The 23036-nt window shown below is 71.7% G+C and carries 19 protein-coding genes; 6 read left to right on the top strand and 13 right to left on the bottom strand.

The genetic code is table 11. The annotated features are described in order from the left end of the window. Nucleotides 1-27 precede the first annotated feature (27 nt). The 6 genes from ACIA8R_RS24755 to ACIA8R_RS24730 all read right to left on the bottom strand — a co-directional run bounded on the left by ACIA8R_RS24755 (nt 28) and on the right by ACIA8R_RS24730 (nt 7658). On the bottom strand, nt 28-2580 hold the full coding sequence (locus tag ACIA8R_RS24755) for a bifunctional FO biosynthesis protein CofGH (protein WP_357702682.1): 2553 nt from the start codon (nt 2578-2580) through the stop codon (nt 28-30). Nucleotides 2581-2631: 51 nt separating this feature from the next. Next, complete coding sequence (locus tag ACIA8R_RS24750; protein WP_397040756.1) at nt 2632-3525, bottom strand: DNA-3-methyladenine glycosylase family protein; 894 nt, start codon at nt 3523-3525, stop codon at nt 2632-2634. Nucleotides 3526-3599: 74 nt separating this feature from the next. Further along, a complete protein-coding gene (locus ACIA8R_RS24745) occupies nt 3600-4691 on the bottom strand; it encodes an NDP-sugar synthase (RefSeq protein WP_357702680.1) in 1092 nt (363 codons plus the stop codon). A 20-nt stretch (nt 4692-4711) separates the two neighbouring features. Then, a complete protein-coding gene (locus ACIA8R_RS24740; RefSeq protein ID WP_397040581.1) occupies nt 4712-5830 on the bottom strand; it encodes a glycosyltransferase family 4 protein in 1119 nt (372 codons plus the stop codon). A gap of 95 nt (nt 5831-5925) precedes the next feature. Next, a complete protein-coding gene (locus ACIA8R_RS24735) occupies nt 5926-6834 on the bottom strand; it encodes a lysylphosphatidylglycerol synthase domain-containing protein (protein WP_397040579.1) in 909 nt (302 codons plus the stop codon). After that, nucleotides 6831-7658 carry a methyltransferase domain-containing protein gene (locus ACIA8R_RS24730; RefSeq protein ID WP_357702674.1) on the bottom strand — a complete coding sequence of 276 codons (828 nt, stop codon included), beginning with the start codon at nt 7656-7658 and terminating at the stop codon, nt 6831-6833. The genes ACIA8R_RS24735 and ACIA8R_RS24730 overlap by 4 nt, the downstream gene beginning before the upstream one ends. A 144-nt stretch (nt 7659-7802) precedes the next feature. Between ACIA8R_RS24730 and ACIA8R_RS24725 the strand changes: the two genes are divergently transcribed. Further along, complete coding sequence (locus tag ACIA8R_RS24725; RefSeq protein ID WP_397040577.1) at nt 7803-8762, top strand: YbhN family protein; 960 nt, start codon at nt 7803-7805, stop codon at nt 8760-8762. On the opposite strand, the gene ACIA8R_RS24720 is transcribed toward ACIA8R_RS24725, so the two are convergent. Genes ACIA8R_RS24720 through ACIA8R_RS24705 form a run of 4 tightly spaced genes read right to left on the bottom strand, consistent with a single transcriptional unit; the run spans nt 8663 to nt 13604 of the window. After that, nucleotides 8663-9727, bottom strand: coding sequence for a glycosyltransferase family 4 protein (locus ACIA8R_RS24720; protein WP_364086372.1), 1065 nt, complete (start codon nt 9725-9727; stop codon nt 8663-8665). The genes ACIA8R_RS24725 and ACIA8R_RS24720 overlap by 100 nt on opposite strands. A gap of 3 nt (nt 9728-9730) precedes the next feature. Continuing rightward, nucleotides 9731-10660: a glycosyltransferase family 2 protein gene (locus ACIA8R_RS24715; RefSeq protein WP_357702668.1), complete on the bottom strand. Its 930-nt coding sequence runs from the start codon at nt 10658-10660 to the stop codon at nt 9731-9733. Between the two features lie 58 nt (nt 10661-10718). After that, nucleotides 10719-11546, bottom strand: coding sequence for a hypothetical protein (locus ACIA8R_RS24710; RefSeq protein WP_397040575.1), 828 nt, complete (start codon nt 11544-11546; stop codon nt 10719-10721). Nucleotides 11547-11579: 33 nt separating this feature from the next. Continuing rightward, nucleotides 11580-13604 carry a glycosyltransferase family 39 protein gene (locus tag ACIA8R_RS24705; RefSeq protein ID WP_397040573.1) on the bottom strand — a complete coding sequence of 675 codons (2025 nt, stop codon included), beginning with the start codon at nt 13602-13604 and terminating at the stop codon, nt 11580-11582. Between the two features lie 65 nt (nt 13605-13669). Here ACIA8R_RS24705 and ACIA8R_RS24700 point away from each other — a divergent pair, with 65 nt between their 5' ends. From ACIA8R_RS24700 to ACIA8R_RS24680, 5 genes are all read left to right on the top strand, one after another. Then, nucleotides 13670-15259 (top strand): hypothetical protein, encoded by a 1590-nt coding sequence (locus ACIA8R_RS24700; protein WP_397040571.1) that lies wholly within the window; start codon nt 13670-13672, stop codon nt 15257-15259. A gap of 143 nt (nt 15260-15402) precedes the next feature. Next, nucleotides 15403-17025: an LCP family protein gene (locus ACIA8R_RS24695; RefSeq protein WP_397040569.1), complete on the top strand. Its 1623-nt coding sequence runs from the start codon at nt 15403-15405 to the stop codon at nt 17023-17025. Between the two features lie 172 nt (nt 17026-17197). Then, nucleotides 17198-18397 (top strand): acyltransferase family protein, encoded by a 1200-nt coding sequence (locus tag ACIA8R_RS24690; RefSeq protein ID WP_357702658.1) that lies wholly within the window; start codon nt 17198-17200, stop codon nt 18395-18397. Between the two features lie 56 nt (nt 18398-18453). Then, entirely contained in the window at nt 18454-19416 is a 963-nt protein-coding gene (locus ACIA8R_RS24685) for a glycosyltransferase (RefSeq protein WP_364086361.1), read from the top strand. A gap of 74 nt (nt 19417-19490) precedes the next feature. Beyond that, nucleotides 19491-20162: an acetoacetate decarboxylase family protein gene (locus tag ACIA8R_RS24680; protein WP_397040566.1), complete on the top strand. Its 672-nt coding sequence runs from the start codon at nt 19491-19493 to the stop codon at nt 20160-20162. Here ACIA8R_RS24680 and ACIA8R_RS24675 read toward each other — a convergent pair. The 3 genes from ACIA8R_RS24675 to ACIA8R_RS24665 form a co-directional block, all read right to left on the bottom strand. Continuing rightward, the gene (locus ACIA8R_RS24675; protein ID WP_357702652.1) at nt 20159-21043 is read right to left on the bottom strand and encodes a glycosyltransferase; all 885 of its coding nucleotides are present in this window, start codon (nt 21041-21043) and stop codon (nt 20159-20161) included. The genes ACIA8R_RS24680 and ACIA8R_RS24675 overlap by 4 nt on opposite strands. A 186-nt stretch (nt 21044-21229) precedes the next feature. Continuing rightward, nucleotides 21230-21997: a CDP-alcohol phosphatidyltransferase family protein gene (locus ACIA8R_RS24670; RefSeq protein ID WP_357702650.1), complete on the bottom strand. Its 768-nt coding sequence runs from the start codon at nt 21995-21997 to the stop codon at nt 21230-21232. After that, complete coding sequence (locus ACIA8R_RS24665; RefSeq protein ID WP_357702733.1) at nt 21975-23015, bottom strand: iron-containing alcohol dehydrogenase family protein; 1041 nt, start codon at nt 23013-23015, stop codon at nt 21975-21977. Before ACIA8R_RS24665 ends, ACIA8R_RS24670 begins: the two co-directional genes overlap by 23 nt. Nucleotides 23016-23036: the final 21 nt, after the last annotated feature.

Raw genomic sequence — 23036 nt, 5'->3', positions numbered from 1 at the left:
CGCAAGCCTTGTTAGAACTTGTTATAACTACGCCATCGGCAAGATTCTTCTCACGCTCTGGCACACCCCGTCGCTCGCCTGCGCGGCGGCCAGCCGCTCGGCCGTGGGGCTGCCGTACTCGGTGGTGCGCTGGCGCACCGGACGGCCGGTGACCTCGACCATCTCGCGCAGCTCGCTGATCGTCTTGTACGAGCCGTTCTCCGACCCCGCCATCCGGCTGATCGTCTCCTCCATGAGGGTGCCGCCGAGGTCGTTCACGCCGCCCTGGAGCACCTGGCGGCACAGGTCGTCCTGGAGCTTGACCCACGAGCACTGGATGTTGGAGATCGCGCCGTGCAGCAGGATCCTGGCCAGGGCGTGCACCGCGCGGTTCTCCTGGGCGGTGGGGCCGGGACGGGCGATGCCGGCCAGGTAGATCGGCGCGCTGGTGTGCACGAACGGCAGCAGCACGAACTCCGAGAACCCGCCGGTCCGCTCCTGCAACTGCCTGATCAGCTTGATGTGCCTGACCCAGTGCAGGTGGTGGTCCACGTGGCCGTACATCATCGTGGACGTCGTCGGGATGCCGACCTCGTGGGCCGTGGTGATGACGTCGATCCACTCCTTGGCCGGCAGCTTCCCCTTGGTCAGCACCCAGCGCACGTCGTCGTCCAGGATCTCGGCCGCCGTGCCGGGCAGCGAGTCCACGCCGGCCTCCTTGGCGGCCTCCAGCCAGTCGCGTACGGACAGGTTCGTCCGGGAGGCTCCGTTGATGACCTCCATCGGGGAGAACGCGTGCACGTGCATGCCGGGCGTCCTGGCCTTGACCGCCTTGGCGATGTCGAAGTACGCGGTTCCCGGCAGGTCGGGATGGATGCCGCCCTGCATGCACACTTCGGTCGCGCCCGCCGCCCACGCCTCCTCGGCCCGGTCGGCCACCTGGTCCAGGCTGAGCGTGTACGCGTCGGCGTCGGTCCGGCGCTGGGCGAAGGCGCAGAAGCGGCAGCCGGTGTAGCAGACGTTGGTGAAGTTGATGTTCCGGTTGACGACGTAGGTGACCTCGTCGCCGGCGGCCTCCTTGCGCAGCGCGTCGGCGATGGCGGCCAGCTCGTCCAGCGCCTCGCCCTCCGCGCCCAGCAGCGCGACGGCCTCGGCGTCGGTCAGCCCGGCCGGGTCGGCCTCGGCCCGCCTGAGCGCCTGCCGGACGTCGCTCGGCGTCGAGGCCGCGACCGGGCCGAGCCGGTCGCGCAGGGCCGCCCAGTCGCCGTAGACGTGGTCGAAGTCGTCGCGCCGGTCGGTCGCGCGGCCGGTGGTGTCCACCTCGACGTGCAGGTCCACCCGTCCGGAGGCGGCGAACCCGCCGTCGGGCTCCTGCCAGGGACGGCCCACCGGCACGGCGTCCTCACGGGCGAGGCCGGTGGCGGGGTCGGCCAGGGCCTCGACGTGCGCGAACAGCCGGGGGTCCAGCCAGGGTTCGCCGGCCCGCACGTACTCGGGGTAGATCGTCAGGCGTTCCCGCAGGTCGAAGCCGGATTCGGCGGTACGGGCCGCCAGGTCGTCGATCTGCGGCCAGGGACGTTCGGGGTTCACGTGGTCGGGGGTCAGGGGCGAGACGCCGCCCCAGTCGTCGATGCCGGCGCGGATCATGAGCGCGTACTCGGAGTCGACCAGGTTGGGCGGGGCCTGGAGGCGTACGCGGGGGCCGAGGACCAGGCGCGCGACGGCGATGGTGGCGGCGAGCTCGTGCAGGTCGGCGTCCGGCAGGCCGCGCATGGCCGTGTCCGGCTTGGCGCGGAAGTTCTGGACGATGACCTCCTGGACGCCGCCGTACTCGCGGGCGACCCGGCGGATGGCGAAGATCGACTCGGCCCGGTCCTCGACGGTCTCGCCGATGCCGATGAGGATGCCGGTCGTGAACGGCACGTTGGTGCGTCCGGCGTCCTCCAGGACGCGCAGCCGTACCGCCGGGTCCTTGTCGGGGGAGCCGTAGTGCGGCTGTCCCTTCTCCTCGAACAGCCGCCGCGAGGTGGTCTCCAGCATCATGCCCATCGACGGCGCGACCGGCTTGAGCCGCTGGAGGTCACGCCAGCTCAGCACACCGGGATTGAGGTGCGGCAACAGCCCGGTCTCCTCCAGCACCCTGATCGCCATGGCCCGCACGTAGGACAGCGTGTCGTCGTAGCCGTGCGCGTCCAGCCACTCGCGGGCCTGGTGCCAGCGGTCCTCCGGCCGGTCCCCCAGCGTGAACAACGCCTCCTTGCAGCCCATCGCCGCGCCCTGCCGGGCGATCTCCAGCACTTCGTCCGGGCTCAGGAACACCGACTCCAGCTTGTGCGGCGCGGTGGCGAACGTGCAGTAGCCGCAACGGTCCCGGCACAACCTGGTCAGCGGGATGAACACCTTCCTGCTGTAGGTGATCACCCCTTCCCTGCCGGCGGCCTTCAGCCCGGCGTCGCGCACGCGGGAGGCGTGGTCGAGCAGCGCGTCGAGTTGTTCGCCGCGCGCGTGCAGCAGCACGACGGCCTCGGTGAGGTCGAGCGCCTTGCCGTCACGGGCACGGGCGAGGGCACGGCGGAGCGCGGAATCACTGACAACACTCATAGAGGCACAGTACGCACACCTGAGTTCGTGACACGCACTCAGGGCTGGGTGTCAGAAGGACCTGTAGTCGCGCGCCGGCATCCGCGGCCCCCGCGCGGGCGGACGCACGCCGCTGAGCCAGATGAGCACCGTCGCCCGGTGCCGATGCCCCCGGTACGGCTCCAGCAGCCGCATCATCCCCACGTCGTCGGTCTTCTCCCCCGTCAACGCGTAGCCGACCAGCTTGGCCAGGTGGAAGTCCCCCACGCTCACCGCGTCGGCGTCGCCGAAGACGCGCTGGCGCACCTCGGCCGACGTCCACACGCCGATCCCGGGCAGGGCCCGCAGCAGCCGGTCGAGCTCCTCGGTGGTGGCGGCGGCCTCCAGCTTGGCGGCGTGCCAGGCGGCGTTGGCTATCGTCCTGGCCCGGACGGCCTCCGCGCCCGCCCGGTGCCAGTGCCAGCTCGGGATCTGCCGCCACACGACCGGCTCGGGCGCCACCCGCATGCCGTCGGGGGCCGGGCCGGGCGCGGGCTCGCCGTAGTGGCGCAGCAGGTGGCGCCAGGCCCGCCACGCCTCCCGGCCGACGACCTTCTGCTCCAGCACGGCGGGCACCAGCGCCTCCATGACCCGCCCGGTACGCCCGATGCGCAGCCCCGCGTGCTTGCGGGCCACGTCCGCCAGCACGTCGTGCCGGACGCGGAAGCCGGAGACGTCGTCGAGCGCGCCGAGCAGGGCTGGCAGGGTCTCCAGCGACCAGCCGGCGCCAGGCCCCCACGCCTGGGCGTGCACGGATCCGGCCGTCACGGTGACGCGCAGGGTGCTCGGGCCGTCGGGGGTGCGGCAGGTGCGCCAGACCGAGCCGTCGGGGGTGCGGCGCCAGGCGGGGTCGCCGGTGCCGCGCCTGTGGGGGCCTAGGGCCAGCTCCACGTCGAGCGGCCCGTCGGGCTCCCACCTGCGTTCCATCACCCGTCCAGTCTGCCGCGCGGCGGCGGGTGGTCGCTCACCCGCACGGCCCGGCCGAGCGGGTCAGGGCCGGGTCAGACGTCGCTGGAGTAGCGCACCGCGCGCTCGGGCAGCTCGATGCCGGGCCAGACGCGCACCCCGCCCTGGAGCTCGTTGCCCGGCCCGACCACCGCGCCGTCGCCGATCACCGCGTCGCGCACGACCGTGCCGGCGCAGATCCGCGCGCCCTTGCCCACGACCGAATCGCTCACGGTGGCGCCGGACTCGACGACGCAGTCGTCGCACAGCACCGACCCCACCACGGACGCGCCCGCCTCGACGACGGCCCGCGCGCCGACGGCGGTGCCGCCCTGGACCTTGGCCTCGGCCGAGATCTCGGCCCCGTCGAGCGCCAGGTGCTCGCCCTGCGGGCCGGGCAGCGCGGGCGAGTCGAGCCGCCCGAGCACCAGGTCGCGCGAGCCCTTCACGAACGCGGCGGGAGTGCCCACGTCGAGCCAGTACGTCCGGTCGGCGTACCCGAGCACCAGCTCGCCGGAGTCGATCAGCCCGGGGAACGTCTCGCGCTCCACGGAGACGACCTCGCCGCGCGGGATCGAGTCGATCACCGAGCGGGTGAAGACGTAGCAACCGGCGTTGATGCGGTTGGTGACCGGGTTGGGGGTCTTCTCCAGGAACGCGGTGACCCGTCCGGACTCGTCGGTCGGGACGCAGCCGAACCGCGTCGGGTCGTCCACCTCCGTCAGGTGCAGCGTCACGGCGGCCTCGCGCTCGCAGTGGGTGCGCACCTGGTCGCCGATGTCGTGCCCGGACAGGATGTCGCCGTTGAGGATCAGCACCGGGTCGGAGGGCCCCGCGGTGAGCGCCTCGGCTGCGTTGCGGATGGCCCCGCCGGTGCCGAGCGGCGTCTCCTCGGTCATGTATTCGAGCGAGAGCCCGAGTGCCGACCCGTCACCGAAGGCGGGCTCGAACATCGCCGCCTTGTACGAGGTCGCGAACACGATCCGGCGTACGCCGAAGGACCGGGCGCGGGCGAGTTGGTGGGCCAGGAACGGCACTCCGGCGGTCGGCAGCAGCGGCTTGGGCGTGCCCAGTGTCAGCGGACGCAGGCGTGTGCCCTGCCCCCCGACCAGGAGGATCGCCTCGAGGTCTGGCAAAGAGCTCTCCATCACTCCGTGAGAGTAGCGAACTATTCGATTGCGCGTTGATAAGAGTTGAGATGCGCCTCCGCGGAGGCCTCCCAGGTGAATTCGCGTGCCCGTGCCCGCCCGGCCTCCTGCAACTGCCGCCTCCGCTCGGAGGAGGCCAGCAGCTCGCCCAGGGCGTCGGCGATGCTGTCCGCGTCCGGTTCAGTGTAGGCGACGGCATCGCCGCCCACCTCGGGCAGCGAGGTGCGATGGCTGGTCAGGACGGCCGCGCCGCAGGCCATGGCCTCCAGCACCGGCATGCCGAAGCCCTCGCCCCGCGAGGGGAACGCCACGACGAGCGCCCCGCCCAGGAACCCCGGCAGGTCGGGCGCGCGCAGGTATCCCGGCCTGATCACCCGGACGATGGCCTCCACCTCGCGGCAGGCGGCGTCGACGTCGTCCTCGTGCACGCCGCCGCCGAGCACCAGCGCGGGCGGCGTCTCCAGCCGCTTCACGGCGGCGGCGAAGCCGCGGATCAGGTTGGGCACGTTCTTGCGGGGGTCGAGGTTGCCGAGGAAGGCCACGTACGGCCGGCCGTGCAGCCCGCACCTGATGGCCGCCCGGCGGATCTCGTCCTGGCTCGGCGGGTGGAAGTGGGCCACGTCGACGCCGTGGTAGGCGACGTCGATGCGGGTGGGGTCGGCCGACAGCACGCGGACCAGCTCGTCCCTGGTCGCCTTGGACGGCACGATGACCCGCTGGGCGTGCCGGACGGCGGTGCGCGTGGCCGAGCGGAAGAACGCGGCCCTGGCCGGGCTGTGCTGCTCGGGCTCGGTGAACCAGGTCACGTCGTGCACCGTCACGACGGTCGGGACGCCGGAACGCAGCGGCATGGAGTAGTAGGGGGCGTGGATGACCTCGGCCCCCGTCTGGCGGGCGAGCAGCGGCACGCCGGTCTGCTCCCAGGCGAGCCTGGCGGCCCTGTTGGTGATGGCGACGGGGCCGGGGATGACCCGGGCCGAAGGCGCCAGGCGCCGGTACCTTTCCGCGTCCGCACGCTGGCAGACCACGGCCAGATCGTTCCCGGCCCGGTGGAGCGCGGCCACGAGCCCGTCCACGTACCGGATCAACGCGCCACGGTCGGCGGGGACCGCGGCGGCATCGACGAGCACTCGAGGCATTACGTGGATCTTCTCCCCTCAAGATCGACGTGGGACCTGGCGGGCCCCCTCTTCGATTCAGCTTATGACCACCCTCCCCCAAATCGTGGGGCAAATCACACCGAGTCGCGACGTGAGGCGATTCCCGCCAAGCCCGCGCAGATCAGGTCCCCGACGACGATGACGATGCGGGAGCAGAGGGCCACAGCGATGGCCGCGCCGCTGTCGAGCACGGGGGCGAGCACCGCCACCATCGCCGCCTCGCGCACCCCGGCCCCCGCCGGCACGACGAAGGTCACGATGCCCAGACACCACGACAGGGCGAAGGCCCCGACGGCGAACAGCAGGCCGCCCTGCGGGGCGATGAAGAAGAAGTGCACGCCGTAGGCCGTCCAGCCGGCCAGCGCCCAGCCGAGCGCGGTGAGCATGCCGCGACGGGTGAGCGGACGTTCCAGGGGCTCCCGCCCGAGCCTGCGCAGGCCGAAGCCGATCACGCCGTTGACGACCTTGGGCTCCAGCAGCACCAGCAGCAGCGGGATGAACAGCAGCACCCAGCCGAACCGGTGCCAGCCGAGCGTGACCAGCGTGACGAGCAGGCCGCTGGCGATCTGGACGGGCATCATCAGGAAGAACGCCGTGGCGCTGCGCGGGCGCGGCACGCCCAGGTCGCGGCCCATCTCCATCTGGGCGAGCACCGGCCAGACAGCGCCGGGGATGTACTTGCCGAGCTGGCCGACGAAGAACACCTTGGCGGCCGGCCGCAGCGGCAGCGGCGAGCCCAGGTCGGCCAGCAGGGTGCGCCAGGTGAGCATGGCCCCGAGCAGCGCGGCGACCACCGCGACGAGCGACCCGGCCAGCGCCGGCCACGACAGCCGGGCGAACCCGGCCACCACGGCGTCCCACTGCCGGGCCACCGCCCACGCGCCGAAGGCGAGCGCGACGGCCAGGAAGCCGAAGCGCAGCAGCCGGCGCGGCAGCGACCGCTTGGGGATCGCGCTCGCGCCGGTCTCCTCCACGAGGCTCACAGCGGCAGGACCCGCTCGGGCGGCTGCGGCAGCGCCGGCCCCGCGGGCCTGCGCGGCGTCTTGGTGGCCACCCACAGGTACGTCGGCACGACGGGCAGCAGCAGCCGCAGCACCTCGCGCGGGACGCGCGCCAGCACGGCCTTGACCAGCCGCCCGGGCAGGCCGGGGAACAGCTCGGAGCCGGCGAACCTGGTCGGCGTGGCCAGCACCGGGAACGTGTAGTCCCAGACGTGGAAGGCCCGCAACATCTTGCGCAGCCCCCGCCGCGTCCTGAACCGCTCGTAGTAGTGGTCGGCCCGGCCGGACGCGCGCACGTAGCGGTCGGCCAGCGCGGGCGGCAGGTACGACAGGAACGGCAGCTTGTAGTGGGGCTCGACGACCCCGAGCCGGTTGCCGAGCCCGAGGTAGAGCACCCCGTCGTCGGACAGCACGCGGTGCATCTCGGCCACCACGGCGTCGGGGTCGACCACGTGCTCGTAGATGTGGTTGAACACCAGCACGTCGATCGACCCGTCGGGGAAGGGCAGCGCCGTGCCGTCGCCGCAGACGAACGCCACCCGCTCGCCGAACCGGTCGGCGGCCTTGCGCAGCCCCGGCACGTCGATGTCGATGCCCAGCGTGTGCTTGGCCCCGGCCTGGGCCAGCTCGTCGGCGATGAACCCGGCCGAGCAGCCGACATCTCCCACGGTCAGCCCGCCGAGCGGCCCCTGGAAGTGCTCCAGCACGGCGATGATCTTCGCGGCCTTGCGGCGGCGTTTGTCCTCGTCGAGCATGGCCGACTGGAATTCGGAGTACTCGAGCTGCGCGACGCGTTGCTTGCCCACGCCGCCCAACAGTACCCGCGCCGCGGGCCCCGGTACGCTGACCTGCCCGACATGCCGGCTCTCCACGACCGCCCGGCAGGCCGGCTCTCCGCGACCTGCCCGGCATGCTGGCTCTCCGCCCGGGCTCCCGCGTAGCCTGGCCTGATGCTGCGTCGCCTGCTGCGCGTCCTGCTCGCGCTGGTCGCCCTCGCCTTCCTCGGCTACGGCCTGGCGAGGAACTGGCACGACACGACGCAGGCCCTGACCAGGCTGTCGCCGTGGGCGGTGCTCGGGGCGTTCGGGGCGGTGCTGGCCGGGCAGGTCTGCATGCTGGTGGCCTGGCGGCAGATCATGGCGGGGCTCGGCACGCGGCTGCCGCTGCGGGTGGCCGGGCGGATCATGTTCGTGGGACAGCTCGGCAAGTACATCCCGGGCGCGGTGTGGGCGTACGCGGCCATGATGGACCTCGGGCGCGACCACGGGAGCCCGCCGCGGCGCACGTTCGCCACGATCTCGCTCGGGCTGGTGGTCAACCTGGGCGCCGGCATCTCGATCGCCGCCGCCACGCTGAGCTCGCACGAGGCCGTCCGCCGGGCCTGGTACGTCGTGCTGCTCGTGCCGGTGATCATCGTGTGCCTGCATCCCAAGGTGCTGACCTGGGGGCTCAACCTGGCGTTGCGCATCGCCCGCAAGGAACCGCTGGAGAGCGTGCTGCCCGGCCGCACGGTCGTCGTCACGGTCGCCTGGACGGCGCTCGGCTGGTTCGTCTACGGCCTGCACACCTGGCTGCTGTCCGGCCGTCCCGACCTCTACCTCGTGTCGACCGGCGCGTACGCGTTCGCCTGGTGCACCGGCATCCTGGCCTTCGTGGTGCCCGCCGGGGTGGGCGTGCGGGAGGGCGCGCTCGTGCTGGTGCTCGGGCCGGTCATCGGCACCGCTCCGGCCATCGCGGTGGCGATCGTGTCGCGGCTGGCGTTCACGCTGGCCGACGCGGTCGCCGCGGGGGTCGCGTTCGTGCTCGGCCGTCAGAGCGCGAGCAGCGCGCCCGCGTACGCGGCCCAGAACGGCTCGGGATCGACCGCCTTGACCCCCGACCGCAACCTCTCCGGCTCGCCCGAGGCGTAGAAGCGCTCGATCGCCGCGCGCAGCGCCCCGGCGTCGCCCGGCTCGACCAGCAGGCCGTCGACGCCGTCGGTCACGTGGTCGGCCAGCGCGCCCACCCGGGTGGCGATCACCGGCACGCCGTGCTCGTGGCCGAGCCAGACGTTCTGGCTGGCGGTCGCGCTCCGGTACGGCAGCACCAGCGCGTCGGCCGCGGCGAACAGCTTGGGCACGTCGGCGGCGGGGACGTACCCGGGCCGCAGCTCGACCCGGTCGGCCAGGCCCAGCTCGTCGATCAGCGCCTTCGTGCCGTCGAGCCCGCCCCAGAACTCGCCCGCGACGGTCAGCGAGACGCCCTCGGGCAACGCCCGCAGCAGCAGGTCGAGCCCCTTGTACGGGCGCACCATCCCGAAGAACAGCAACCGCCCGCGCACCCCGCCCGACTGCTCGGCCGACGTGGACGGCAGATGCGGCGGCAGCCCCGCCACCCCGACCGGCCTGCCCGGCGCGAGCCCCCTGGCCAGCTCGGCCTGCTGCTCGGAGTGGGCCAGCACGCCGTCGACCCGTCGCAACAGCGCCTTCATCAGCGGCTGGTCGTACGGCTTCCGCTCGTGCGGCAGCACGTTGTGGCAGAGCGCGACCGTCCGGACCTTCCGCCCGGTACCGGACAGGATCCCCAGGTACGGAGGAACCTGCACAGGACTCAGCACCGCCAGCACCACCAGGTCGGCCGTGCGCAGCCGCCGCCCCGCCGCGAACCACCCGTCGGGCCGCCGCCAGTCGAGCCGCCGCGCGGTCCTCGGGTACGGCGTGCCCTCGGGCTCGGAGATCGTCTGCTGCCCCGGGTAGAGGAACGACGGGTACTGGGCCCGCCACGACTCGATCACCACGTCGTGGCCCTGGGCCGCCAGCCGGTGCGCCAGCTCGGTGGTGTGTTGCGCCCCGCCCCCCTTGTACGGGTAGGTCGGGCCGACGATCGCGATGCGCACGCGCTATTCCCCCCGCGACCGCACGATCAGGTCGGCCAGCAGCGCCACCGAGCCGATCAGCAGGCCCGACAGGAAGATCATGACCGTGTTGGCCGGGAAGTAGAACGGCTGCCGGATCATGTCCCAGACGCCCTTCACCATGCCGATCGCCACCAGCCAGAGCGCGGGCGGCATGAGCACCTTGAGCGGGTTGAAGTACATGATCATCCGCAGCACCTGCAGGATGTAGCGGTAGGCGTCGGAGACGAAGCTGAATTTCGACTTGCCGGCCCGCTTGGCGTACTCGATGGGCAGGTAGTAGACGTCGTGCTGGTTCGACAGGAACGACAGCGTGATCGTCGTGACGCACGAGAACCCGGGCGGCAGCAGCCGCAGGTACGGCCGGGCCACCGACTTGCGGAAGGCGCGCAGGCCCGAGTTGAGGTCGGGGATCTTCTGCCCGGCGAGCTTCTCGGCCACCTTGCGGATCACCCACTTGGCGGGCACCCGCAGGATCTTGTGCGACCCCTCCTCGCTGGTGCGCGCGCCGACGACCTGGTCGACCGTCTGGTCCTTCTCCAGGATCTGCACCAGCTCGGGGATGCGCTCGTTGGGGTAGGTCATGTCGGCGTCGGTCCAGACGACGATCTCGCCCTTGGCCTCCTGCGTGCCGATCCGGCGCACGGTGCCGGAGCCGCCGTTGCGGTGGAAGGCGCGGATGCGCAGGTGGGGATAGTCGGGCGCGGCCTCCTTGAGCCGGGCCAGGGTCTGGTCGGTCGAGCAGTCGTCGACGGCGACCAGTTCGTAGGTGTAGCCGCTGGAGTCCATCGCCCGCGTGATGCGCTCGACCTCGTCGATGACGTGGTCCTGCTCGTTGTAGCAGGGCAGGACGATCGTGACGTACGGCGCTTCTTCCACGGCAGGTCCACTCTTGGGGGTCTCAAGCGTGCTCACGGGGGTCGAGGGTACTCTGCCCCGCTGGAAGCCGAGTCCACATCGACGGGCTTCAGACTCACTTGATCAGCTGCGACCATCCTACGCCGGGCATCCTGAGCATCTCCTGACCGACGGCCTTGGCCCTCGCCGGGTCGTCGAACCGTACGCACAACACCTCGGAGACGGCGTCGAGCGTGAGAGCCGGCACGTCGCCCTGGTAGAGCCGGGAAAGGCGCAGGCCGAACGGCTTGTCCTGAAGGAACACCTCGTCCACGCCGTCCAGCTCGCGCAGCCGCGCCACGACCGCGTCGCGCTGGGCCTCGGTCGCCGCGGCCCGGCAGGCGGGGTACTGCCGCCGGCGGCTGCACATCACGACGCTCAGGTCGGCCTTGCCCTCCCAGAAACCGGGCATCCGGGGCATGACCAGGATGCCGGGCTCTCCGGCCAGCCGCCGCCGGACGGCGCCGTAGTCGGCCGGGCCGCGCAGCCCGGCCTCGATCTGTGGGGTCCAGCTCGCCTCGCGGGGCTTGGCCAGCCCCTCGTCGATGATCACCTTCTGGGCCCAGCGCCGCTCGATCTCGTCGGCGGGCACCAGCGTGGGCGCGACCGCCTCGGGAATCTGCCGGACCAGCGCCAGCACCCGCTCGGCGGTCCCCTCCGGGCAGCCCTGGGTCCCCTCGGTGCACAGCGTGACGGTGAAGCCGTCCACGACGGGCAGCGCGCCGACGGGAGGAGGTGAGGGCAGGAGCGAGCGCCGGTACAGGAACCAGCCGCCCCCGCCGAGCGCCGCCACCACCAGGACGGCCGTCACGATCATCGCCGCCGTCCTCTGGTGGGCTCTGATCCAGGGCCGTAACCAGGGCTCCCGGTCGTCGCCGAACGACAGCTCGTCGGTGTCAGACATGTCCAGAACTATCGCGATCTTCCCGGACCGGGGTCAACCCATCGCCATCCACACGTTCACCCGCAGAGACCACGTGCCGTTGGGCGGATCCACGAGCGAGCGCTCGTCCTGGCGGGTCACCAGGCCCATGATCTGGCGCGGGGTTCCGTAGGGGGCTACCTGGGCGGGGTCCGCGGCGAGCACGACAGGCACCCGGCCGGCCGCCCTGACCCGTTCGACGGCCGCCCGGACCGCCGGCTCCTCCGCCAGGTCCTGCGTCGGGGGCCGTGTCACCTGCGCCGCCGGACGGCCGCACATCCCGCGGACGAGCTGGGTGAACCGGTCGCCGGTCACCCGCTCGACGAACAACACCGATGCCTCGGGCGGGATCGCCGCGCACATCGTCCGGACCGCCGCCGCCTCCCCCCGCTCGACCGGCGTGAACGCGGTGCCGATCGAGGTCACCACCGGCGGCGCGAGCACCAGCAGCACCCCCGCGACCGTCGCCCACCGCCGTACCGGCTCGCGCGGCCACGACCGCTCACGCAACCAGCCCAGCCCCCACACCGCCAGCACGATCAGCCCGGGGATCACGACCGGGACCAGCCGCCGCGAGGCCCACGGCTGGTCGGGGGTGATCTCGGGGCGCAGCAGCGTGGTGACCGTCGTCCAGCCGATCACCGCCAGCGGCAGCAGCCAGACGAACGGCCTGCCGTCGCGCAGCAGCCTGCGCAGCAGCACGGCCGCCGCCACCGTGGCCAGGACGACGGCCGGGATGCCGATGTACCAGGTGACCCAGTGGAGTGAGTACTCGAAGTACAGCCGCTCCGGCTGGATGGGCAGGCCGTTGGCCTGCTGGGTCTGGGCGATGAACTCGGCCGTGCGGGCGTCGTCGACGTTCGTGGCCTTCCTGGTCACGGTCTGGAACCAGGGACGGGCGTACAGGGCGGCCATGACCAGCACGACCAGCGCGGCCCCCGCCGTCGGCAGCCACCGAGGCGGCCGGATCCTGGCCAGGACGGGCGCGGCCGCCACACCGATCGGAGTGAGCACGAGCACGACCGCGCAGATGACCAGCAACGGCCGGACGGAACCCGACAGATACTCCAGGTACGGCCGGGCCAGCGCGTACGCCGCCACCAGCCCCAGCCCCGCCCCCGCCACCAGCCCGGCCAGCAGCGGCATCCCCACCGCCCCCTGCGGCCTGCCCGACCGCCGCATCGCGATCAGCAGCCCCGCGTACGCCAGCACCGGCAGCACGTCGCGCAGCCCGTCGACCCTGACCAGCACGGCCAGCCCCAGCACCAGCCCGGCCGGCAGCCCCTGCCGCCAGCCGGGCCGCTCGGCCTCGATCGCGTCCTGCGCCAGCGCCAGGCCGCCGAACAGCAGGATCAGCGACGGGATCTCGCTGAACGTCGTGCGCGAGGTGTAGAGGATCGGCAGGCTCACCGCGAACGCCGCCGCCGCGAGCACCGCCCACCGCCCGCCGGCCAGCCGCGCCGCCACCCCGGCCACCGTCAGCACGGCCAGCGCCCCCAGCACGGCCGGCACCGCGAACGGCGCCCCCAGCCAGTCGCCGATCGCGAACAACATCGGCGGCCCCGGCATGAACTGCGGCACCACGCCGCCGTCCACCGGGTAGGTGCCGACGCTGTCGAAGTACAGGGAAGGGTCGTGGCCGCCGAACGCCGCGGCCTGGTCGGGGATCGGCAGCGAGCCGTGCCCGGCGATCCAGGCAGCGTACTGGGCGTAGGTCGCCGGGTCGCGCCGGACGAGGAGCTGCTCGGAGTGCATGACGACGTTGAACACGCCCGACCCGGCGGCCACCGCGAGGACCCCGGCCACCTGCCACGGCGTGGCCTGGACGCCCTGGCCCGCGCCACGCGCCCCGCGCCGGACGCCGCGCGTGCCCGCCCAGCACAACAGCGCCCCCGCGGTCACCCCGAGCAGCAGCGCGGGCAGCGGCGCGAACCGGCCGGCCAGCAACAGCGGCAGGCCCACGAGCAGCCAGCCCGCCACGGCGAGCGCGGGCGACACCGACAGCGCGGCCAGTACACGGCCCGATCGATCACGTTCCATCGGTGAGCGAGCGTATCCAACGCCGGAGTCACGGCGTCCACGGAAACGCGGGTAGCGTACGCGAGGTGCAGGAGGAGCGGGATGACGCGCAGGTGAAGCCGGGGCCGGGTGCGGGAGCCCCGGCCCGGGACGTCGCGCCCCTCGGCCGACGGCGGCCCACCTCGGACGTCGAGAAGCCCGGTCGGCGGCGGATCGTCGCTCGCGTCAAGGAGCCCGGCTGGCGGCGGATCGCCTCCCGGGTCAAGGAGCTCGGTTGGTGGCGGCGGCACGGCTGGTTCGCGGGCGTACTGGCGGTCGGCGCGGCGCTGCGCGCGCTCGCCATGCTCGGCTACCGCCCGGCCCTGTGGTTCCCCGACTCCTACACCTACATCGTCACCGTCTTCCACCCACGCCCCGACCTGGTGCGCCCGGCGGGCTACTCGATGTTCCTGAAGCTCCTGCAACCGTTCCACGGCTTCTGGGCGGTCACCGCCGCGCAACACCTGCTCGGACTGGCCACCGGCGTCATCGTCTACGTGGCCGCGCGCCGGGCCCCCCGCTGGGCGCGCACGCTCGCGGCCGTCCCCGTGCTGCTGGACGCGTACCAGGTCGAGCTGGAGCACCTGCTGGTCTCCGACACGCTGTTCCTGTTCCTGATCGTGGCCGCCGTGGCGCTGAGTCTGACCGAGAGGCCCTCCACCGTCGCCGCCATCGGCCTGCTGCTGGCCGCCGCCACCCTGACCAGGACCGTCGGCCAGCCGCTCATCGTCGTCCTGGCCGCGTGGTTCGTGCTGCGCAGGCGCGTGGGCCTGGCCGGGGTGCTGCTCGCCGCCGCGCTGGTCCCGGTGGTCGCCTACGGCGCCTGGTTCTACGTCGCCAACCACCGCGTCGGCCTGGTGGGCGCGAACGGCGTCTTCCTCTACGCCCGCACGATGTCCTTCGCCGACTGCGCCAAGATGGACCCGCCGGCCGACCTGCGGGTCCTGTGCGACCCGCGTCCGCCGGAGCTGCGCCCGCCGTCGCAGGAGTACATCTGGAGCAAGGACTCGCCGCTGGTGAAGCTGCCGGGGATCACGTTCTCGAAGGCGAACGACGACCTGGCCTCCAGGTTCGCGACCCTGGCCGTCACCAGCCAGCCGCTCGACTACGCCGGCTCGGTGCTGTCCGAGCTGGGCCGCACGTTCGCGTGGGGACGTCCGGTCTATCCCGACGCGGAGATCTACGCCTACTACGAGTTCCCGGTGACCCCACCTGGACCACCTGGCCGCTATCCCGCGCAGGTCGGCGCCGACTATGCCAAGCTCTACGAGCAGGGTGCGATCGGTACGGAGATCGTCGAGCCCTACGCAGGATGGCTGCGGGGCTACCAGAGCGTGGTGCGCCTGCCCGGCCCGGTGCTGCTGGTGCTCCTGCTCGCGCCGCCCGTCGCGGCCGCCGTGCGCAGGGCGCGGGGCCTGCGTCACGCCGGTCCGCCGGCGTGGCTGGTGCCCTGGTCGGCAGCCGTTGTGCTACTCGTCACACCGCCCGCCGTGGCCGAGTTCGACTACCGGTACGTGCTCCCGGCCGCGCCTCTGGCCTGCCTGGCGGGGGCCCTGAGCGTCCGGCCTGACCTGCGGAGACGGTCAGAAAGCGGGAAAGACTTTGGCAATGATATTCCACGAAATGTCCGGCTCTGAGTATGCTGTGCCGCGGAAACATCACGCCCGGGTCACGGTCGTTTCCGGCGGTCATGGCACCGGGCACGCCGTACGTGACCTAATCTCGTGGCGCGGAGCGACCAAGCCGGCGCGTTGGCGCAAGGAACGAGGCTGGGGGGCGTATGAGTGACTACAGGAGCGCGTCCGTTCAGGACGCCAGAGTCGCCTCCAGCGCTCCGGGCAGCCGGATGGCGCGACGGGCGGCGGGCTCCCCGCCTTCCCCGCCCGACGACCGGCCCGCACGCGGCCACCGCGGCGACGGCGACGGCGGCGGGCAGGGCAAGATGCGGGTGCTGGCCTGGGTCAGCATCGCCGTCACCACGGTCATGGTCGCCGGCGCGCTGACCGGCTACACCGTCTACCGCGACGCCTTCGGCAACATCACCCAGAAGAGCGTCAAAGAGGACATCATCAACCCGCGTCCGCGTGACACGGGCGCGCTCAACGTGCTGCTCGTCGGCTCCGACACCCGCGCGGGCAAGGGCAACGCCCGATACGGCCAGCAGATCGCCAGGACGGCCGACGCCGGCGGCAAGCGCACCGACACGATCATCGTCATGCACATCTCCCCCAACCGGGACAAGGCGCGCCTGATCAGCTTCCCGCGCGACTCGATGGTGCAGATCCCGAAGTGCAAGAACGAGACCACCAAGGCCGAGATGCCGCCCCGCCGGGACATGATCAACTCGGCGTACAACTCCGGCGGCATCGCGTGCACGATCTCCACGATCGAGACGCTCACCCAGATCCGCATCAACCACTTCGTCGAGGTCGACTTCAGCGGCTTCAAGAACATCGTCGACGCCCTCGGCGGCATCGAGATCTGCCTCAAGTCCGGCGTCAACGACAAGGCGTCCCATCTCGTCCTGCCTCCGGGCAAGAGCCTGCTCAACGGCGAGAAGGCGCTCGGTTACGTACGCCTGCGCCACTACGGCGACGGCAGCGACATCCAGCGCATCAAGCGCCAGCAGATCTTCCTGAGCAAGGTCATCGCCAAGGCCACGAGCAGCGAGCTGCTCACCGACATCGGCAAGCTGACCGGATTCATCAAGGCGGCGGCGGGCTCGGTCACCATGGACCCCGAACTGGCCAACGACACCCAGCAGCTCATCGACATCGCCACCAGCGCCAAGGAGCTGACCGCGGGCGGCGTGCAGCTCACCACGATCCCGTGGCTGCCCGACCCACAGGACCCCAACCGGGTGGTCTGGAAGGAGCCCGACGCCTCCGCGCTGTGGGCCTCGGTCATCAGCGACACCGATCTGCCCAGCCCGTCCCCGAGCGCCGGCGCGACCACCAAGCCCAAGGTCACCCCGAAGCCCGAGCAGGTCAAGGTCCAGGTGCTCAACGGCACCACCACGCCGGGCAAGGCCCGCCTGGTGGCCGACGAGCTGGCCAAGCAGGGCTTCAACGTCGTCGGCGTGGGCAACTACCAGGCCGCCGACGGCGCGAGCCTGCCGGCCAGCGAGATCCACTACGCCAAGGGCGCCGCCACCGGCGCCGACTACGCGGCCGTGCTGTCCGGCGCGGTGCTGCCCAAGCCGGCCCCCACCGCGGGCAAGGTCACCGCGACCAACCCGCAGCCCTACACCTCCGGCGTGACCGCCGGAACCGGCGGAAAGGGCGCTCCGGTGCTCCAGCTCGTCGTGGGCTCGGACTTCAAGTCGGTCAAGGTGACCAAGCTTCCTGACAGCGTGAACAACAGCACGATCACCGCCTCCGACCAGAAGAACGTGTGCACCTGAGGCTCCAAGTTCCCTGTGGAACCGGACGTCTGGTGAGACAGGGACCACTAGATCGAGATAATGTTTGCGGGTCGGCGACGCAGCGCGACACAGCCGCGGTTAAGGCGGTTGTAAGTATGAAATGTCAGAATTGCGTCGTGCACCCCGGCCCCTAGCGAAGCTGAGCTCCCCAGTGTCTGACACAAAGTTCTCCCCACCGGTCACGACCCCGCGGAGCCCTGACGGCCCCGGCGAGGAAGGCGGGCCGGCGAACACTGGAGCTCGCTGGCCCCTGCCCCAGGAGCCCGTCTGGGGCAACCAGACCGACCCCCACGGCATCGCGACGGCCGAGCGTCCCGCCGAGCAGCAGGAGCCCGCCGAGGAACCCGAGCCGCCCAAGCGCCGGCGCGACCCCTACCTCGACAACGTCAAGTTCATCCTGATCGCGCTCGTGCCGCTGGGCCACTCACTGGTACCCACGCTCGCGGCCCATTCCTCCAGAGCGCTCTACATCTACATCTACATGTTCCACATGCCGCTGTTCGTGTTGATCAGTGGCTACCTGTCCAGGAACTTCTGGAACTCGAACGCGAAGACGAACAAGCTCGTCGACACGTTCGTCGTGCCGTACGTGATCGTGGAGATCGGCTACGCCGCCGTCCGCGCCGGGCTCGGCCAGAAGTGGAGCCTCACGATCATCGATCCGGCGTGGCTCAACTGGTACCTGCTGGCGCTGCTGTTCTGGCGGTTGTCCACACCGGTGTGGAAGCGGATGAAGCACCCGGTCCCCGTCGCCATCGTGATCTACATGTTCGCCGGGTTCTCGCAGATCACCGGCGACTTCAGCATGGACCGCTTCTTCGGCCTGCTGCCGTTCTTCGTGATCGGCCTGGTGATGCAGCCCGAGCACTTCGAGATGCTCAACAAGTTCTGGATCAAGATCGCGTCGGGCGTCACGCTGCTGTGCGCGGCGGCCGTGGCCATCGTCATCGCGCCCAAGGCGCCGCTCGCCCCGTTCTACTTCAAGAACAGCTTCCAGGACATGGACCTGTCCTGGTGGATGGGCCTGCTGCTCAAGGCCGGGCTGCTGGTCTGCGCACTTGCGATGAGCTTCGCCGTGCTGGCGCTGGTGCCGCGCGGCGAGACCTGGTACTCCGACCTCGGCACCCGCACGCTCTACTGCTACCTGCTCCACGGCATCCCGGTGCTGATCGCCAAGGACCAGGGCTGGCTGGCCCTGCCGTGGCTGCACGGGCCGCTCGGGGTGCTCGCCATCGCGTGCAGCTCGTTCGCGCTGGCGATCGTGTTGTGCCTGCCGGAGACGCGCACGGTCTTCAAATGGGTGCTCGAACCTCGCCTGACCTGGCTCTATCGCCGCCCATCTGGAAGTTAAGCGGCACTTCTACCTGAGTTAACGCCTTTGACCTGGTAGACGCGGAGCATCGACACATGCGCGCATGTGTCGCCACCACCGTCCATCATCCCGAGGACGCCCGGATCATGCACCGGCAGATCAGGGCGCTGCTCGACGCGGGCCACGAGGTGACCTACGTCGCGCCGTTCACCTATTACAACGTGACCCCGGCCGTCGGGCTCACGGCCGTCGACGTCGCCCGGCAGGCGCCGTACGGGAAGGCCCGCGCGGCGCTGAGACGCGGCGTGCGGGACGCCGACCTGCTGATCGTGCATGATCACCGGCTGCTGCGCGCGCTGCCCCACCGGCGCCCTCCGGTCGTCTGGGACGTCCGCGAGGACGTCTCCCCCAGGCGGCGGGCACGCGCGGAGAGGCGGCACCACGTGATCACCTCCGCCGTGGTGCCCGAAGCGACCCTGGTGTCGCCCAGCCCGCCTCCTCCCGGCGACACCAGGGTCGTGCACATCGGCCGCCTGGCGGCCGACCGCGGCGTGGCCGAGCTGATCGCCCTGGCCGAGCGCCTGGCGCCGCACGGCGTCCGGATGGACCTCATCGGCGGCGCCGACCGCGACGTGCGCCCGCTGCTGCGCGACGCCCAGCGCGTCGGCCTGCTCGACTGGTTCGGGTACGTGCCCAACCGGCACGCCCTGCGCATGTCCGAGGGCGCTCTGGCCGGGCTGTCCCTGGCCGGCGACGCCGTGACCGAGCCGCCGACGAAGATCCTCGACTACATGGGCCGCGGCCTGCCGGTGATCGCCACCCCGCAGGCCGCTCCGCTGGTCAGGGGCACCGGCTGCGGCCTGGTCGTGCCCCTGGACGTGGACGCGCTGCTGGACGCCGTACTGGACCTCAAGGAGGACCCCGTGCGGCGGGCCGACCTGGGGGCGCTCGGGCACGCCGAGGCCCGGCTGCGCCACCACTGGCCCGACCGGGCCGCGGACTTCGTCAAGCTGGCCGAGTCGTGGGCGGCCCTGCCCGAACACGCGCTGGCGGTGTAGGAATGGCCAGCGGGCGCCGGGGTTGATGTACTGGACCCATGGCATCGCATCTGATCCAAGGCCGGACGGTGGGCATGCCTGTGCGAGTGGAGGACGCGGAGGTCTGCAGCGCCTTCTACGCGGTGCGGGCCGACGCGGCGCGGGCGGTGATCGCCTACTCCGGCCTCGACGTGGCCGAGGTGTTGCCCGGCAAGGCCGTGTGCGTGCTGCTGTTCGTCGACTACCGCAGGGGCGACCTCGACGCCTACCACGAGTTCGGGATGGCCTTCCTGATCCGGCGGCCGGGGACGGCGGGCAAGATCGGGCTCGGCGACCTGCGCGGCGCGGGCGTCTTCGTCCACTGGCTGCCCGTCGACCAGCGGTTCACGCTGGAGGCGGGGCGGACGATCTGGGGCTTCCCCAAGGAGCTGGCCGACATCGAGCTGCGGCTCGGGTCGCCGTACAAGCGGTGTGTGCTGCGCAAGGACGGCAGGCTCGTGCTCGACCTGCTGATCAGGCCCGGGGTGCCGGCGCCGGCCGCCATGGCGCCGCTCGACGCCTTCACCCATCTGGAGGGCGTCACCCGGCGCATCCCGTGGTCCGTACGCGCCGAGGGCGCCCGCGTGCGGCCGGGCGGCGCGCTGATCCGCCTGGGCAACCACCCGATCGCCAAGGAACTCAGCGAGCTGGGGCTGCCCAAGCGGGCGCTGTTCGCCTCGACCGTCTCCCGGGCCTCGATGACCTTCGGCGAGGCGGAGGCGGTCTAGACGATCGGCGGACGGCCGAGCTTGACCATGCGCCAGGCGGTGCGCCAGGCCATGGCACGCCGCTCGCCCGCGGGCGTGCGCAACCCCTCGAAGAAGCCGGAGAACCACGCCTTGATCGCGACCCCCGAACGGCGCTCGCGGATCAGGGTGAGCACCACCCAGTTGGTCAGGTAGAGGAACGCCAGCGGCCACGGCAGGTTACGACGGGCCAGCCAGACGCGGTTACGGGCGTTGAGCCGGTAGAACTGCGCATGGCGGGTCGGCGGGACCTGCGGGTGGTACATGACGGTCTCGGCGTCGTACTCGATCCGGTAGCCCTCGCCCAGCAGGCGCCAGGCCAGGTCGGTCTCCTCGTGCGCGTAGAAGAACTTCTCCGGCAGGCCGCCGACCTGGAGGAAGGCCGAACGCCGCACGGCCGAGGCGCCGCCCAGGAACGTGGTGACCGGCGAGGAGCGCTGCGGGTCGCCCGCGCGCAGCCGGGGCACGTGCCGCCGCTGGCCGACGCCGCCCTCGGGGTCCATCACCCGGAAGGAGATCACCGCGAGGTCGGGCTCGGTGGCGAACCGGTCGCGCACGTGGGCGACGACCTTCTGGTTGGCGTACCAGCCGTCGTCGTCGAGGAACAGCACGACGTCGCCGGAGCACTCCTCGACGCCGCGGTTACGGCCGGCGGGAATGCCGGTGTTGTGGTCGAGCCGGATCGTCTTCACGACCGCGGCCGAGCCCTCGGGTGGCGTCGCCGGCACCTGGGGCACGTCGGCGCCGTTGCCCACGATCACCACTTCGACGTCGCCGTCGATCTGGTTGAGCGCGGACTCGACGGCCCGGTTCAGCTCCGCGACCCGGTTGCCCATGGTGAGGATGACGCACGAAATCTTCAACGGGTCATCGTCCTGACGCGTTGAGGACACGAGCGGAGCATACTTTCATGATCACCGAGTCTGCTGGTCTGCATCTTGTTGACAATGGTGGAGCTAAGCGTATCGGAACCGATGGTGAACCCCCACCGAACAGCGAACGTCCGATCAATACGACGGACGGGAAGCTCCTCCGGTTCCGACATGAGATCACCCAAGCCGCCTCGACGCCATAATGCTGATCAGATGGAGCACGGTCTGCAGCGCGGCGGCGATCACGCAGGCCACGATGAGCACGCGGGAGGCCCCGAGCGTGCCGGTCGCCAGGTCGATCACCGCGGCCGCCACCGCGAGCAGGGACAGCTCGATCGGCTGCATGATCCGATGGAACTTCGTCGCCGCCAGGATTCTCCTGCCCAGACCGAGCAGCCCTGAACGGAACTGCACCGCCGACGCCTCGGAGGAGGCGCCCAGCCCGCCCTTGGCCCGCGCCACCTCCACCAGGTCGGTCTCGGCCTTGATGAGGATCGCGCCGAGCGCGGCGGCGAAGCCGAGCACGGTGTACCAGTCGGGCAGGACGGCCGAGGCCCGCCAGCCGAGCCCGGCCAGCACGGCGGCCTCGGTGAAGTAGGCCCCGACGCGGTCGAGGTAGACCCCGGCCAGCGACGTCTTGCCCGTCCAGCGGGCCAGCTCGCCGTCGGAGCAGTCGAGCAGCAGGTAGACCTGGACCAGCAGGGCGGCCAGCACGGCCGCCCACAGCCCCGGCAGGGCCAGCACGAAGCCCGCCGCGACCCCGGCGACCGTCATCACCCAGGTGAGCTGGTTGGGCGTGACCGACGTCTTGCTCGTCAGCCAGGTGACGTAGATGGACAGGCGGCGCATGTAGAGCACGCCCGCCCAGTGTTCGCCGTTCCTGCGGTCGAGATGGCCCTCTGGCTGGGCGACCCGCCGCAGCTCAGCTACCGAAGGCCCGGACATAGTCCCCCACCCGATCGCGGATCTCGGAGTCCTGCATGCGCAGGTGCTCCAGGATCGTGTAACGGCCGGGACGGGTCGACGGCGCCAGCGCGATGACCTCGGCGAACTGCTCGCCGGTCAGCCCGATGTCGGCGGGCACGACCGGGAGCTCGTGCCGGCGCAGGCAGTCGACCACCTGGGTCACCCTGGCGGCGTCCTCCCGCAGGAAGAAGCAGAAGGCGGCACCGATGCCGGCGAGCTCGCCGTGGTTGGAGGTGCCGGGGAAGAGCTGATCCACGGCATGAAGGATCTCATGATCTCCACCGCTCGCGGGCCGCGACGACCCCGCGACGACCATCGACATGCCGGAAAGGATGAGCGACTCGGCCAGGACGGTCAGGAACGCGTCGGACTCGATGCCGTCGCTCCGGCCGACCAGCGCCTCGGCGGCGGTGCGGGACATCGAGCAGGCCAGGCCGTCGATGGGCTCGCCGCGCTCGACGCTGCCGAGCTGCCAGTCCTCGATCGCCGACAGGTTGCTGACGACGTCGCCGATGCCGGCCCTGACCAGCGACTTGGGCGCGTTGTGCACGAAGTCGAGGTCGACCAGGATGGCCAGCGGCATCGGCACGCCGAACGTGCCCTTGCCCCCCTCGTACACCAGGGAGGCGGTGGGCGAGCAGATGCCGTCGTGGGAGAGGTTGGTGGCCACGGCCACCATCGGGATGCCCGCGAGCGAGGCGGCGTACTTGGTCGCGTCGATCGTCTTGCCGCCGCCGACCCCGACGACGACCTCGTAGGCGCCCTTGCGCAGGTCGGCGCCGAGCGAGACGGCCGCCTCGACCGACCCGTCGCTCACCCTGAACACCTCGGCCTCGCCGAGCGTGGGCGCGATCAGGCTCTCGATGTGATCGCCCTGGCCGGGCCCGACCGCCACGGCCACGCGGCCGGAGGTCGCCACACGGCTGTCGGCCAGCAGGGCGCCGAGCTCTGCGACGGCGCCGCGCCTGACCTCCATGGTCAGGGGCGCCGGCAGCATCCTCGCTAGAAGCGGCATGCG

The sequence above is a fragment of the Nonomuraea sp. NPDC051191 genome (genome assembly GCF_044455665.1).
GTDB lineage: Bacteria > Actinomycetota > Actinomycetes > Streptosporangiales > Streptosporangiaceae > Nonomuraea.
The sequence above is the reverse complement of the archived record's forward strand: the minus strand, read 5'-3'. Positions and strand labels throughout refer to the sequence as shown.